The following is a 14,986-nucleotide window of genomic DNA, read 5'->3' as shown; positions in this document are numbered from 1 at the left end:
TCTGATTTATTGCTATAGATCCCTGTATTCCTGATCCTTAATCTTCTATTTTCAGATGCGTACTCAAGGCAATCCGATTCCATCCATTGATGGTCACGATGAGCATAATGATCTGAGCAATCTGATTTTCAGTAAAAAATTGCGTCGCCTTGCTGTAGGTTTCTTCACTTAATCCCTGCTGGTGGATAAGGGTTATTTCCTCTGTCATTGCCAGTATGGTCTGCTCCTCTTCGGTAAAAAATCTGGTAGCTTCCCTCCAGGCACTCAACAAAAAGATACGCTCGGCTCTTTCACCGTTTTTAATGGCATCCTTGGTGTGCATGCTGATACAATACGCACAGTTGTTGATCTGTGATGCACGTATTTTGACGAGCTCTTTAAGCGTTTGCGCGATCTCAATTTTTGAAAGATAACCTTCCAATCCCAACATTGCTTTGAATGCCTGCGGTTCTGTTGTGCTGATGTTGATTCGTTTTTCCATGTTTCTTATTTTTTGTTTTGCTACTACAAAATTGGAAAATGGAGAACCTGAAAAACTTAAACGGGTTTAAGAAAAATTTTTTTTTCGGATTTCGCTGAGATACTCGGGTGTAAAGCCTAGGTAGGAAGCCACGAGATATTGAGGTACACGCTGAAGGAATGCAGGCTGGTTTTTGAGAAATTGACGGTATAGCTCCTCCCTGGAATATTCATAAAGAAACTTGATACGCATCTGTGCTGCGGCATACGCTTTTTGGTACACCATGCGAAAATACTTTTCCAAGACCGGGTGCTTCTCGAGCAGTTCATCATAGGCTTGCTGGCGGATGACCAGGACTTCCGTTGGATGTACAGCCTGAATGTAAAACTCTGTGGCGGTCTGATTTATATAAGAGAAGGTGTCTGTCATCCACCAGTTTTCAATCGCAAATTCTGTTGTCTGCTGTACACCCTTTTCGTTAATGAAAAATTTTCGCAGAATTCCATCCAGCACAAAATAATTGGCTTTGCAGACCTGCCCTTCAGTCATTAAATTTTCTTTCTTCTTTAACTTCTGCAGCTCAAAATAGTTGGTTATATCGACAAATTCATCATCGGAAATTTTTATAAATTTATCCAGGTGTTTTTTAAATTGTTCAAGCATTATTTTAAGTCTGTTTCTTTATCTTTCGTTCAGTTAAGATAATAAAAAATAAATAACCACGTCAACCTCCAAGTATAATCAGGCGCGGACTTTGCTACTTAGAACTCGAACATCCTATACGAGTGAATTTAAATACAGAAAAGAAAATGAGCGAATACTTTTGGATTGCCATACCTGCAGAGCTGTTTTTTCAGTATTGTGGCCAAACGATGGAAAAACATGGTGCGCATGCTTATATTGAGACGATAAACCGCAAATCGGGCAAGCGGAAATACATCAAATATAGCCAAGAAAATGAGTCGGCATTTTTGAAAAGCATAGCATCAGCGGATTATCATGGATTTTTCCTGTCCACCTATCCCTTTTCCGATCAGGAAGCTATTACAAGCTCCGGCATCTTTTACGATTCGCCTGTAGCCGAATATACCCTTGCAGGAAGCGGCGGTTATGAAACAGACCGGACAAGAGAAATCATTCACTTACGGCAAATTATGAAGCATGCCGACAAATCCGCAAAAGCATTTTTTGCAGCTTTGCAGCGCAACCTCAAAAAGATCCCCGAATTACGCGACACCCTGCGAAACGGAAATAAAACCCATTTTTACCTGCCAACAGCAAAGCGTATCATTCCACAAAATGCACATAGCCGGCTTATAGAAATACCTTGGGAAGAGCACTGCCTCAGCAAAGACCTCATGTACCAACAGGAATAATCAGTAGCCGTGTACAACCTATCGTTCCCGAAAAGAAATTGCGCTGTGCTAGTCAATCTGTTCAGCAACTAAGAACTAATTAAGCTGACATTTTTTATTTCCATTTGTATCTTAATTATTAATATCGTAATATTGCAATATTAAATAAGCTTCACTATGGGACTTACCAAGACAGAGATTTTTACAGACGAGCAGAATAAAGTGGCTTCGGCATTCAAAGTATTGGGCCACCCTGCAAGGATCGCCATACTTCAGTACATTATCGATAAAAAAGCCTGTATTTGCAATGATCTTGTGGATGAACTGGGACTCGCCCAGGCAACCATTTCACAGCATTTAAAGGAACTTAAAAGTACGGGTATTATTCAGGGGACTATTGAAGGAAAGTCTGTCTGTTATTGTATTGACGAAGCGGTGTGGAAGTCGGTGCAGCGCAATTTCAATGCTTTCTTCAACCAGGAGGTAAAAGTAAAGAGCTGCTGTCCGTAGCGCTTTTTTTTACCCATCGATATCGTAATATTGCAATATATAATTATACTAATTTAAATTCAATACCATGAGACTATCAGAAATCAAAGCAATCCTCCCAACATTGGAAAATGTTGAATTCCAATTGGATAACGGAGCATTTGTTCCCGAGCACTTCCACGTCACCGAAGTGGGCCAGATCACAAAAAATTTTATTGACTGTGGCGGTGTTATACGTCAGGAGAAAACGGTAAACTTTCAGCTTTGGAATGCCGATGATCATGAGCACCGCCTGAAACCCGCCAAGCTGCTCCACATTATTAACCTTTCGGAAGAAAAGTTGGGAATGGAAGATGCAGAGATCGAAGTAGAATATCAGCGCGATACCATTGGTAAATATGGACTTGATTTCAATGGGAAGACTTTTGTTTTAAAAAGCCGCACAACTGCTTGTCTTGCGGAGGATGCCTGTGGTATTCCAGTTGAAAAACAAAAAAAGAATCTTATTGAGCTATCTGTTAATCAATCATCCAGCTGCACGCCGGGTTCGGGATGCTGCTAAACCATTAAACTCGCATGATGTATCCTACATTATCAGATACGATCGGAAAGTTGGGATGGGAACAGTTCGCTGATGAAGAACGCAAAGCCTCCTTACAGCTCCTGATAGATTATATCCAGCAGAAGGTCACTGCAGGGCGACCTGTAAACCTGAACTTTATCTGCACCCACAACTCGCGCCGGAGCCATTTAGCTCAGGTGTGGGCGCAAACTGCCGCCACTTATTTCAAGATACCGAATGTCTGTTGCTACTCCGGTGGTACAGAAGAAACGGCGCTGTTCCCAAAGGTTGCAAAAACATTGACAGCCCAGGGCTTTCAGATCTTAAAGATTGCCGACAGCAATAATCCGGTATATGCTATAAAGAGCAGCGACAATGCGGTACCCATGATCGGATTTTCAAAAAAGTATGACAGTCCGTTTAACCCTTCAACTGATTTTGCGGCAATTATGACCTGCTCCCAGGCGGACGGTGGCTGTCCTTTTATTGCCGGAGCAGAAAAGCGCATCCCCCTAACTTTTGAAGATCCCAAGGTATCAGACGGAACGCCGCAGCAGACTCAGGTTTACGAACAGCGGAGTCTTCAGATCGCAACAGCGCTGTTCTATGTTTTCCATACCATTAAACTCTAGGCCCATGCAGTCGAAACTTAAATTTCTTGACCGGTACCTTACACTATGGATTTTTTTGGCGATGGCCGCTGGAATCTTGCTCGGGAATTTCTTTCCCTCCTTCTCCACCTGGGTAAACAGTTACAACAGCGGAACAACGAATATTCCGCTGGCAGTCGGTCTGATCCTGATGATGTATCCGCCATTGGCCAAAGTACGCTATGAACATATTGGAAAGGTTTTCCGAAATGTTAAGGTGCTGGGCACCTCGCTGGTGCTGAACTGGGTGATCGGTCCGGTATTGATGTTTGTTTTGGCCCTCCTTTTCCTGAACGGTTATCCGGAGTATATGACAGGACTGATACTGATCGGGCTGGCCCGGTGTATTGCAATGGTTGTTGTCTGGAACGAGCTTGCTGATGGAAACAGGGAATATGCTGCTGGTCTGATTGCGCTCAACAGTATTTTTCAGGTACTGCTGTACAGTCTTTACGCTTATCTATTCATTACTGTATTGCCTCCGCTGTTTGGCGTGTCTGGGCTCTCTGTTGATATTTCAATTCGGGAGATTGCAAAAAGCGTCGGCATATATCTGGGTATTCCTTTCCTTGCTGGAATCCTCAGTAGGTATGGACTCATTGCATTAAAAGGTGAAAACTGGTTTCAGGAACGTTTTATTCCGTTTATCTCTCCGGTTACACTGATTGCTTTGCTGTTCACCATTGTCGTCATGTTCAGCCTTAAAGGGGAAATGATCCTCCAGCTTCCTTTCGACGTACTGCGCATTGCTGTTCCGTTGGTGATTTACTTTGCGTTGATGTTTGTTGTTAGCTTTATCGCTGGCAAGAAAGTTGGCGCAGATTATTCGCAGAGTACGGCAATTGCTTTTACTGCCGCGGGAAATAACTTTGAATTGGCTATAGCTGTTGCCATCGGCGTATTTGGCATAAATAGCGGACAGGCTTTTGTCGGCGTGATTGGCCCATTGGTTGAAGTTCCTGCCTTGATCGCACTGGTTAATCTGGCTTTTTGGTTCCGGAGGAAGTATTTCACTTCCCCATCCACTGTTTAAGCTGACGACCACTTGTATCATTGAGCCATGCCCACGCATGGCTTTTTTTTGCGGTTGGCATTTTCGTGTGCTTTCAACTACCTCCCTAGAATCTGCAAGGTTCCTTTGACGGATGATGAAGGTGTCTTGATGAAGATCCGGCTTACGTCAGCTGCTCGTTTTAAGTTCGGTGGATAAGGCCGCACACTATCAACAATAATCAGTAGCTTTATTTAAATTATCGGCTAGTGCATTTCGACAATGAACTATTTTATCTCTGAATCGCAATTATAACGTAAAAAAATGGCAAAATCTATTTTAACAATCACCCTGAATCCATCCGTAGACAAGAGTAGCAGCGTACAGCATATCGTTCCCGAAAAGAAATTGCGCTGTGAACAACCGATATACCAACCAGGTGGCGGCGGAATTAACGTATCGCGGGCTTTGAAGAGACTCGGCCTGGCTTCTACTGCCCTTTTTACATCTGGTGGAAAGACTGGCAGCTTGCTCGAAGGCTTATTGAAGCTCGAAGATATTGCCGTCGATCCTATCCGGGTAAATGGCGAAACCCGCGAAAATTTTATTGTGGTTGACCGTTCAACCAATCAGCAATATCGATTCGGCTTTCCAGGAGAACACGTTGAATCCAACGAGCTCGAGGGGATCATGGCCTCAATTGCGGAACTGAAGTATATTCCGGATTTTGTCGTTATCAGCGGTAGTATGCCGGCTGGTGTACCGCCCGAGTTTTTACGGTCACTGATCCATACGTACAAAACCAAGGGCAGTAAAATAATTGTCGATACCTCTGGCGATTCACTCCACGTTGCATTGGAGGAAGGTGTCTTTTTAATCAAACCGAATGCCGGGGAGCTTGCTGCGCTTGTAGGGAAAGAGGAATTGGGGCATTCTGATCTGGACATGGCAGCCCAGCAGCTCATATCGGAGGGTAAAGCAACGCTGATCGTGGTCTCGCTAGGTGCACAGGGCGCTATCTTGTATTCAGAAACAGAACGAATTCAGCTGCCTTCCCCACTGGTAAAAGTACGCAGTACTGTGGGCGCTGGTGACAGTATGGTCGCCGGCATGGTGTCTGTATTGGCTCAACAGGGAGATCTGGAGCATGTCCTTCAGATGGGCATCGCCTGCGGCTCGGCGACCACAATGGCAGAGGGAACGGGACTGTTTGCCAAGAAAGATGTCGATCGGTTGTTTTCGGAAATTGGAAAAAGATAAAAAACTCTAAATCAAGAACAAAAAGCAAATCACCTAAAGACTTACAGCTGACCGAAGAGCATCGGAAACCTAACCGATTACAGTCCGAATTTGTCTCAACGTTGAGTTTTCTAACACAAAAAAATTGATAGCATTGCAAAGTCAACACGCAATCAATTCCCTATCAACTCCCAGCTTTCATCGGGATTTCATCGGGACGGCATCGGGCGCTGCTCGAATTTATTCCGAGGAAAAGCTGAGCCCAATACGAGCAAGATTATTGTAAAGGCAGGAGTTGGTCGGGAGAAAGTGCCAAGAAAGTTGGGCAATGGCTGTCTGCCGCGCTTGGTCTATCGCAGTTTACAATTGCGGGATACATCAGTTTAGCGGTATAAGGCGATCCCAGTTCTCATGCCGCAGTGTATGAAGGTTATCGATAAAATCCTTTAGTTTTTTTTCTTTACGCATCCATTCGGTGACGAGCAGTAGGCTCGTGATTTCCAGTTCCGACATCTTTGTATGCAGATAATCGAAGACCTCTTTTCTAAACTCGAGATGCGTCGCATACGGATCCACCGGATAACGCACGAGCATCATATTCACCCGGCACGTTTTACTGATACGGAAGTACCATTTGTCGAGCCCCAGCTGTTCCAGCTCCTGCACAAAATGACTTCCGTCCACTCGGCTGCCGTCGATCAGAATGAGTTCTTTTTTTCTTTTATGCGAAAAATAGAAGGGTACATCAAACATCCGTACCGCATCTTTTTGCAAGTTTTCGATATTGAAGGGGCTGCTATGATACAGCACATCAAAAAGAAAACCGGGTACGATATACGCATCCGACACCGTCGGCAGTTGCGGGCGCGCTGCGCTTTCGCTGTTATTTTCAACAAGGCGATGCTGCGCCATAATCTCCTTTTCAAATAAGACCATTACGTTTTCCGACGTTAGCCACCATAGCCTGCCTTTACAGAAAACAACGATTGCATTGGCGACCAACCCCGTACTCACCCAGGGCAAATAATACAAGCAATAGATGCTTAACAGCTTATCCTGACCGTCGATGCGATCAAACAACACATACATGCAACCCAGGTGCATGGATATACTCCCTGCGGCGGTATATAGAATCGCGCTGATGCGCTTAGTACGGGGCAAACTCTTGGTGTTGATCTTGCCGTTATCGAGCAGTTTCAGATCGGGATATTGCTTCTGCCAATGGGTCCAAAAAACTTTTAGGAGCGCCTGCGTAAACAGCACAGGCAAGAGGATGGATAGGGCAAACTGGAATACATAGGTCCAAGACATGGGCGGCCAAAAAGGCTTTAGCCCGATTTCGTTCGTTCCGATCAAATTAAAAAGCACGGCGATAAGCAGGCTCAGCGCAATTAGTTTTAATCCCTTCATAAGCTCATTCAAATTCCCTTAATTGGTTTAGGTTGTTATTATGTTATTATTTAATCACCCAATTTACTAAATAAAATTTACTAAAAACTGATTTACGGCGCTTAAAAGGAAAATTATCCTCCAAAATAGCGGAGGTTAGGACACTACACTTGCATCCGTGACCAAATAAACGCCATATTTATACTAAATAGTAATCAGATAAATAAAAATTTAAAACAGTAGGAAAGCAATTGGACCTTATCGAAAAATCACTCCCCATGATCATCCCGCAATCCTGGCCGGGGGAAACTTATACGCCTAAAGCGAATGAAAAAAGCATTACATCTCCATCTTGAATCTGTCTTTGGCGCGTCCTGTCCGCTTGCTGAATCGACTATTCAGCCACAAATAGCACTATCCAATGGAAAGATCAGCCACTACCGACAACCCTCTGGCCAAGCCTGCCTGCAGGAGTTTGATGGGCTGCTCGGCTACATCAACCTGCTGGATGTTGCGGTATCAAGCGATATCGTCATCCCGGTAAGGGTAAAGCGCTCCGATATGCACATCATCTATGTTTTGAGTGACGACTCTGCAATTCAGATCAAAGATATCGGCCAGCAGACCAGTTACAGCATCGCTTGCAATCGCGGTCGTTATTTCTACTTAACCAGAGGCGATTATGAAATATACATTCCTGCAGGCAGCTGTACGCTTGTCAACTTTTATTTCCGCGGCAGTATTTTCCGGGATGGCAACGAGCGCCCCTTCCAGTTCTTGCATCACCTGGTCGATGCCTATCGAAATGGAGACAAGCGATCCTGCTGCAGCATTGATTTTCGTGTGGGCCCCCGAACCATTTCATTGATGAAGTCCATTGCGGCAAAAATCAAAAAAGGCGACCTGGATAGCGAGGTCAATATCCTCTGGGCGATCAAGAAACTGATCCAGCTATCGAAGGAAAAGATTTTTGAAGAGTATGAGAAGATATCGCAATCGCAAGCACAGTCCAAAGCAGCCTATTCAGCCATCAAACAGGCTGTGGCAGCGCAAGGCCAGGATTTTAAACTGGAAGATATTGCTTACCGGTTTGGAATCAGTAAAGACTATCTGCATCAGCTCATCCATAGCTATTACGGAAAGAGTCCCCAGGAGCTGAAAATAGCGTTTATGGTACGCCTTGCCAAGAAGTATATAGCGGATGGCATGCACACCGACGAAATTGCCTATGAACTCGGCTACACATCGCCCAGCAGCTTTGTCCGCTTTTTTAAAAATCAAACGGGCATGACACCAACGGCATATTTTAAGCGCAATAACCAATGATTTGACACGCCCCTATTCTACATTTTTATGGCTATTGGCATCCATTACCCACATTCTGTATATACAAGAGTCCAGATTCTGTATATCCCACTTGCTTTTTACTGTCGAACTTTGGTATAAGATGGTTGACGGGATGGTAGTGGATTAGCATATAACAAAACTGCCAATGTAGAGTAGAAATAAGTATATACAGAAAGTAAATCGTTAATACAATGGATAAAGTTAATAATCATATTGAGCAAACAGCTCCGGCACCAAACCGGGGAAGAGGGCACTGGGTAGCATTGGCGCTTTTAAAAGCAAAATTTTTTGAACTGATCTATTTTGGTAAAAATCATCCCCGCGCGTTTGTGGTACAATCCATTACTTACTTGCTCTTAATCCTGTGGATTGTTGTCGGCTCAAGAAAGGTTTTTGACTATACTGCGTTTCGACAAGCTATGCTAGATCAGCCGTTCGAAGATAATTATGGAGTTGTATTGTCGTACCTCCTACCATTAATGCAACTTGGTACAGGCATGCTCTTAATTTTCGAAAAGACTAGGCGTTACGGATTCTTGCTGACAATCTTACTTATGATGGCTTTCTCTTGGTATATCGCACTTGTATTAAAAAGAAGATGGGGATTTATTCCATGCGATTGCACGCTGGAGTTCCCCGTTGACTGGAAGGGCCATCTTTGGATCAATGGCATTATTGCCGTGTCTGCTCTAACAGGACTACTATTAGAAAGTATAAGGATACGAGCTAATAACTACGTTACCTAAAAACATATTTATGCTAAACGCTACAGCAGAAGCTAAGCCCTAGGATGGTTTGGTGGAAGGGCCCGTCTGCCAAAAGACAAGTAAAGAACTGGTTTTCCTTTAGCTCCTTTAGTTTATATAGAAGAGCCATTTACAAAATTATTATCATTCATAAAAAATGTCATGAAACAAATCAAATTTAATGCAAAAGCTACAGTAGCTGTAGCCGTTGCAATCGCATCATTCTTTGGGTTCAATAGCTTCAAAAAAGCAGACTCCCATCTTTACAAATTAGTAGGCAATGAATACCGTATGGTAGACGAAACTAGCGGTGAGTGTCAGCCTACGACACCGAACACCTGTCTCTGGAGAATTGAGAGTGACCAATTGACAATTCCTCAAAATCAGGCTCCCTCACCGCAGCCTGTCAGTCAAGGAGAATTTAACGGTGATTTTGCTACCGCACCTTAGCTTTTTTTTTATGGGATAGTAAATATTCGTTGATAAGCGCTTTAAATCTCAGCGATCCGGCGGATTCTATCCCATTCTTTTCAGGCAACGGCCTAGGGGGATTTCTTGCTATGATTTCCCCCTCGTTGCCGATTATGATCCACCGAGGTACTCCTTTCATGCTATAGTAACTTGTGATCGGATGATAAAAACCTTCTGGAGCTGTGCTTAAAGAAATTGATAAGGAGTCGGTATAGTAAATAGTTCGATTTTTTTGAACATCACCATTATCTAAACAATTTTTCCATACATCGGCATCATCATCCAGATTGATGTCAATGAAAACGACGTCTTTATTGGATTCATAGTATTTTCTTATTTTGGCTAACGGTTCTGACAAAGCCAAACATGGTGCACACCGATTTACCCAAAAATCAATTACCACTACCTTACCTTTAAAATCCGCCATGCGTATAAGCTTTCCATTCCTATCTTTTAATTCAAAAGGATAAGCCATCGCGCTATCAAGCTGCGTTGTATTCAATTTTATTGTTGCTGATACATTTTGAAATGTAACCGATATTAAAACGATCAATATGCCTAGCATAAATAATCTCCAGTTGTTTGTTCTCATATACTATCTTTTGTTTTGTGTTAATCCACTGAACTGTATTTCCTGTATTGGTAATAAAAACGCATATTTTAAGCTTTTGGGCGGCAGTATATATTCCTTATCGCCCAATATTCTTTTAAAACTTATATTCCGACCCTCCACATTTAATCGACGGACATCCGACCAGCGCATCCCCCGAAAAAGAAGTTCCTTGCGACGCTCATCCAACAGCTGTTGAATGGCATCATTACTCGTATTAAAATTGACTCTTGGTATGTTGCCTGCAACAAAACGATTTTTATAGAGATTGTCCAACAATATTTTTGTTCCATCAAGATCGCCAGTTCTTGCTTTACATTCCGCGAGTATCAGCAAGACCTCATCGGTCGCCGCTCCATTAAAACAATTCGTTCCATTTAGCCCTGTAGTATACAGATTCTTTCTGTTCGCTTTTCCATCTTCGGTAAATGTGAAATACGCCTTTAAACGCAGATCTTTGGGTTGATAAAGTGCGATTAGGGTCGAGTCTACAAAACTATTCGGAGCAAATCTCCCCACAGCAGTTGACAGATACCCTTGCTGAGTGCACATTACTAATATTTCCGCGTTATTCCGATCGAAAATTGCATCACCATCTAACGGAAGTTTATTATAATCCAATAGCACATTGTATGTATTGTACGACTTCTCACTATATTGCAAAGCCTTTCCAAAATCACCCATAACCAAATAAATCCTTGCCAGCATAGCCTCGGCAGCAACTGTACAAGGTCTATTCCTAAAAGTCGAAGGGATCTTGTTTTGCAACAGCCCAACAGACTCTTCCATATCTTTCACGATGCTATTATATGTGGCCTCAAGTGATGCCCTCTTCTCCAACTGATCTATATTCGGCGAGTAGCGCAACGGAATTCCCATTTCACTTGCAGCAGTCTTCTGATCGTAAGGCAGACAAAATGTTTCGGCAAGCGCGAAATTCCACATTGCCCTGAAAAATAATGCCGTACCTTTGATATCATTGTATTCATCCCTATTCGCGGCAGTAACCTCGATATTGTTCAATACATCAAGGACAACATTGCATACATAAATAGCGTAGTAGCAATTGTTCCATTCGCTGATCTGCGGATTGCCTTCGTAGATATCATCTTCCCAGATATAGGAATTCCGTTCCTGTACAAATACTGTCGACTCCCAGGTCGCCTTGTTATAGTAATATTCGTCAGAAGCCAATTGGCCCAAAGACGGAAACCAATAGTTTAATCCCTGCACTAACTGACCATCGTTATCTAGAAGACGTCTGCAATCGTTTAAAGTCTTTGGATTTACTATACTCGCATCGGGTTTCTCTTCCAAAAAAGACTTTGCACAGCCCACGCATAATAGCATGGACAATACATATATAAAAAGCTGCTTTTTCATCTTAATATCTTTTAATCATTAAAAAGTTGTTTTTAGCCTTAGGCTGAATTGCCTTGGCACGGGATAGGCCGATTGATATACATTTGGATCTAAGCCCTGTTTATTGGCCCGCCAGAGAATGCCTACATTATCGACCACAAAAGTCAGGTCCAATGACTTCATCCATCGGAAATAGTCTATTAAACGCCAACCGATCTGTATATCTTGCAGACGGACGATGTCGGACTTTTCAACCAGCGCAGTACTGTAAGCATACAGATTGCTCCGCGACGAGTTTGTAGGATAAATTAGCGCAGGTACACTTGTCGACACTTCGTCCCCAGCCTGTTGCCAGCGCTTATCGTAATCGTATATCGCAGCACCCATCACAGTCGGACTATAAAGGTCTGTATTATTTAAGGATATGCGCCTAAAATATCCACCAAACTGATACATGATATTAAAACTGCCATACAAGCGACCATAGCTAAAATCATTTCTAAATGACCCGAAAAAAGGCGGTATACGGGGCCCATGGAATTGGATATTCTCCAACTCCTTATTATTGAGTATGGCACTATAATCTTTACTCTCCACACCATTCAAATAGCCTATCGGATTACCTTCATTGTCCAACCCAGCATAAGGGAAGCTAAATAATGCCGATTGCGGAAATCCTTCATACGGGTTGAGATAATTAGTGGTCATATAGCTAAAATTACTTGCCTGTTTGACCTGATAGTGAACAACCTTATCCTTAGCTTTTGAAAAATTAAATACCGACTGCCACTGGAAGGCCCCTGTTAAGTTTTTGCTGGTCAGCGAGAGATCAAATCCCTCTACCTCCGTATCCGCAACATTACCTTTGTACTGGATCAGTCCAGTCTGCGGTGCTATCGGTCCATTGCCGATCAAATCATTTCCCTTTTTCCAGTAATGATCAAAATGCAACACAATACGCTGATTATAGATCCCTAAGTCTAAGCCAATATTGGTGACCCTTGTCTTTTCCCAACGCAACGATGGATTAGGCGGATTAAGGATTGTAGCATATAAATTTTGATAACCATTCTTAGATGTCTGATACCTTGCTGTTAACCAGGCCGACATCGTCTTGTCTACGTTTCCCTGTACACCATAGGAAGAACGAAGCCTCAATTCAGACAGCCAATGCACTGAATTTAGCAAATCCCGCTTGGCATTATAAGCACCGCCTACCGACCAGAGCGGCACCCCCTTTTGGTTGGTTGCTACACCAAATAGATTAGATTCATCTCTACGGATGCTCCCATATACATCATAGATACTTTTGTAACTATAGGCGGCATTTAGCAGATACGAACGGTAACGGTCTACATGCCAGTTCTGGTAATTTCCATTATTGATGACCTGACTACCCCCATAGATACGCGGCAAGGCATTGATATGGTCTATTGTCGCTGATGCCGCAGTAGAGGGATCATAGCCAAACAGTTGCTTCTTATCCACTTCACTCCTAGCATCCGACAATTCCATCGCCATTAGCGCCGTTATATGATGATCTTTATTGATCTTCCTATCCAGCGCCAGTTGCCCGCGCCACAAATACGAAGTCCCACGCAAGTGACTGATTGTGCGATTTTCCCCGACTGGTATTTGTTGTACATATTTAGCTGTAGCGTTATCATACCGTGTAAACGTGTTGACCATATTTCGCACGTAATAGGAATCCTCTGCATAACGCATAAGATCATCCCCTATGGATTTGCTATACTGGTACTTTACACTGGCTGTCAGGAATGGTAAGATTTTGGCATCTATTCCACCATTCAGCCGTAGGTTGAACAGCGAACTGGTAGACATCCCTTTACCGAGATCCGTCAACGGATTATAGTGCCAGTCAAGCAGGTTCCCATTGCCGATAGTATCCACATAGCTATTACGCATAGCACCTGTTACTGCGACTGGCGAACCATCGGCCGAGACCAATTCTTCATAAGGATACATCGACGGGCTGTTCTGTGCACTCTGTACTCTTGTATCTGTCAGACTGGTTTGAAAGGAAAAATTGAGCCGATCATTCAGAAATCGCTGATCGTATTTCATCAGAAGTGTCTTGCGCTCATTTTGAGTATATTTCGTTGCCTGATCTACTCGATTGAGACCGCCCGAAATATAAAAACTGCCGTCCTTAAAAGGTCTTGAAATCGCCAGATTATACTGCTGTTCGAGCGGGATCCTATATAAATATTTCAATCGCTGTATACGACTGTCTTTTAAGCGGTAAGCATCAATCATTTCATTCCCTAATTCTTCTGCCAATTCACCTTTCCTCATTTTATCCAATAGCTCCACCACTGGTGAAACCGGCTGATAGCCAGTCTTCAATCGAGCATTATAAGCGCCCTTTTCAAAGAGGAACATCTCCACGTCAATAAAGTCACTGCTCGATATGGATTTGTTATAATAAAGATCAGGTTTATCGGCGATGCTCTGGGTCACTTCCGCAGACAAGGAAAGTCGGTCTTTACTCCCCTGTTTGGTACTGATAACAACAACACCATTGCCCGAGCGAGCCCCCCATATTGAAGCCGCAGCGGCATCCTTTAAGATAGAGATCGATGCAATATCTGCAGGATTGAGGCTACTTAATCCACCGTCATAGGGAAAGCCATCTACAACGATCAGTGGCTCCGAATTGGCGAATAATGTACTCTTACCACGGATGGTAAATTCGGGCTGATTGCCGCCCTCGTTACTATTGATCTTGGGCAGTTGCAGCCCAGTGGTAAGCCCATTTATTCGCGACAGTATGTTGGAAGAAACTGACCTGTCGATCAGCTTTTGGTCCAACACATCGACACTCCCTACCGTCCTTTCCTTTGAAATACGCTGATAACCCGTATTGAATACCTCCACTTCATCCAGTCTATTATCCATAGGTATCAATTGCACATCGATTGATACTCCTGCAGTATAATTCAATGACTGTGCATTATAGCCCAAATGGGAAAATAGTATTTTACCATTCTTCGCTTTCACTTCGATGGTAAAGGAGCCATCACTTTTGGAGGATGCCCGCCCCTTTTCATCGGCTATGCTGACGGATACCCCTGCTATTGGTTTGCGATCCGAAGCGGATACAACAGTACCAGACACTGTTAAAAGCCCATTGGCCCCGCTGTCCTTGCGGGGCGTCTGAGCTGATAAACTAAACATAGAAACTAAGAGGAACACGATTACAAGAAATGTAATCTGTATAACTGGAATATTGACTACCTTATCCAATAAGGCAGCGTAAAGATTGGCTCTTTTTGTCATCTGCTTATGGATTAG

The 14,986-nt window shown here is 43.3% G+C and carries 15 protein-coding genes; 9 read left to right on the top strand and 6 right to left on the bottom strand.

Annotated features, from left to right (window positions below):
- Positions 1 to 37: 37 nt before the first annotated feature.
- Positions 38 to 481 carry a carboxymuconolactone decarboxylase family protein gene (locus B3139_RS15230; protein ID WP_293884457.1) on the bottom strand — a complete coding sequence of 148 codons (444 nt, stop codon included), beginning with the start codon at positions 479 to 481 and terminating at the stop codon, positions 38 to 40.
- Positions 482 to 547: 66 nt separating this feature from the next.
- Positions 548 to 1,123: a Crp/Fnr family transcriptional regulator gene (locus B3139_RS15225; protein WP_293884456.1), complete on the bottom strand. Its 576-nt coding sequence runs from the start codon at positions 1,121 to 1,123 to the stop codon at positions 548 to 550.
- A gap of 146 nt (positions 1,124 to 1,269) precedes the next feature.
- Here B3139_RS15225 and B3139_RS15220 point away from each other — a divergent pair, with 146 nt between their 5' ends.
- The 6 genes from B3139_RS15220 (at position 1,270) to B3139_RS15195 (ending at position 5,767) form a co-directional block, all read left to right on the top strand.
- Positions 1,270 to 1,836 carry a hypothetical protein gene (locus B3139_RS15220; protein WP_293884455.1) on the top strand — a complete coding sequence of 189 codons (567 nt, stop codon included), beginning with the start codon at positions 1,270 to 1,272 and terminating at the stop codon, positions 1,834 to 1,836.
- Between the two features lie 156 nt (positions 1,837 to 1,992).
- Positions 1,993 to 2,325: an ArsR/SmtB family transcription factor gene (locus tag B3139_RS15215; RefSeq protein ID WP_293884454.1), complete on the top strand. Its 333-nt coding sequence runs from the start codon at positions 1,993 to 1,995 to the stop codon at positions 2,323 to 2,325.
- A 67-nt stretch (positions 2,326 to 2,392) separates the two neighbouring features.
- Complete coding sequence (locus tag B3139_RS15210) at positions 2,393 to 2,866, top strand: DUF6428 family protein (protein WP_293884453.1); 474 nt, start codon at positions 2,393 to 2,395, stop codon at positions 2,864 to 2,866.
- Between the two features lie 17 nt (positions 2,867 to 2,883).
- Positions 2,884 to 3,498, top strand: a complete 615-nt coding sequence (locus B3139_RS15205) for a low molecular weight phosphatase family protein (protein WP_293884612.1) — start codon at positions 2,884 to 2,886, stop codon at positions 3,496 to 3,498.
- Positions 3,499 to 3,502: 4 nt separating this feature from the next.
- On the top strand, positions 3,503 to 4,549 hold the full coding sequence (gene arsB / locus B3139_RS15200) for an ACR3 family arsenite efflux transporter (protein ID WP_293884452.1): 1,047 nt from the start codon (positions 3,503 to 3,505) through the stop codon (positions 4,547 to 4,549).
- A gap of 282 nt (positions 4,550 to 4,831) precedes the next feature.
- Positions 4,832 to 5,767: a 1-phosphofructokinase family hexose kinase gene (locus B3139_RS15195; RefSeq protein WP_293884451.1), complete on the top strand. Its 936-nt coding sequence runs from the start codon at positions 4,832 to 4,834 to the stop codon at positions 5,765 to 5,767.
- A 357-nt stretch (positions 5,768 to 6,124) separates the two neighbouring features.
- Here B3139_RS15195 and B3139_RS15190 read toward each other — a convergent pair whose 3' ends face one another.
- A complete protein-coding gene (locus B3139_RS15190) occupies positions 6,125 to 7,156 on the bottom strand; it encodes a hypothetical protein (RefSeq protein WP_293884450.1) in 1,032 nt (343 codons plus the stop codon).
- A 306-nt stretch (positions 7,157 to 7,462) separates the two neighbouring features.
- Here B3139_RS15190 and B3139_RS15185 point away from each other — a divergent pair, with 306 nt between their 5' ends.
- From B3139_RS15185 to B3139_RS15175, 3 genes are all read left to right on the top strand, one after another.
- A complete protein-coding gene (locus B3139_RS15185) occupies positions 7,463 to 8,461 on the top strand; it encodes a helix-turn-helix domain-containing protein (protein WP_293884449.1) in 999 nt (332 codons plus the stop codon).
- 212 nt (positions 8,462 to 8,673) lie between these two features.
- Positions 8,674 to 9,228, top strand: coding sequence for a MauE/DoxX family redox-associated membrane protein (locus B3139_RS15180; protein WP_293884448.1), 555 nt, complete (start codon positions 8,674 to 8,676; stop codon positions 9,226 to 9,228).
- Between the two features lie 162 nt (positions 9,229 to 9,390).
- Positions 9,391 to 9,678 (top strand): hypothetical protein, encoded by a 288-nt coding sequence (locus B3139_RS15175; RefSeq protein ID WP_293884447.1) that lies wholly within the window; start codon positions 9,391 to 9,393, stop codon positions 9,676 to 9,678.
- Here B3139_RS15175 and B3139_RS15170 read toward each other — a convergent pair.
- From B3139_RS15170 to B3139_RS15160, 3 genes are read right to left on the bottom strand one after another with little or no spacing between them, the layout of a single operon-like run.
- Complete coding sequence (locus B3139_RS15170) at positions 9,665 to 10,291, bottom strand: TlpA family protein disulfide reductase (RefSeq protein WP_293884446.1); 627 nt, start codon at positions 10,289 to 10,291, stop codon at positions 9,665 to 9,667. The genes B3139_RS15175 and B3139_RS15170 overlap by 14 nt on opposite strands.
- 3 nt (positions 10,292 to 10,294) lie before the next feature.
- Positions 10,295 to 11,692, bottom strand: coding sequence for a RagB/SusD family nutrient uptake outer membrane protein (locus tag B3139_RS15165; protein WP_293884445.1), 1,398 nt, complete (start codon positions 11,690 to 11,692; stop codon positions 10,295 to 10,297).
- 18 nt (positions 11,693 to 11,710) lie between these two features.
- Positions 11,711 to 14,971, bottom strand: a complete 3,261-nt coding sequence (locus B3139_RS15160; protein ID WP_293884444.1) for a SusC/RagA family TonB-linked outer membrane protein — start codon at positions 14,969 to 14,971, stop codon at positions 11,711 to 11,713.
- Positions 14,972 to 14,986: the final 15 nt, after the last annotated feature.

Source organism: Sphingobacterium sp. UBA1498 (assembly GCF_002325125.1).
Taxonomy (GTDB): Bacteria; Bacteroidota; Bacteroidia; order Sphingobacteriales; family Sphingobacteriaceae; genus Sphingobacterium.
This window is presented reverse-complemented; position numbering and strand designations above follow the sequence as displayed.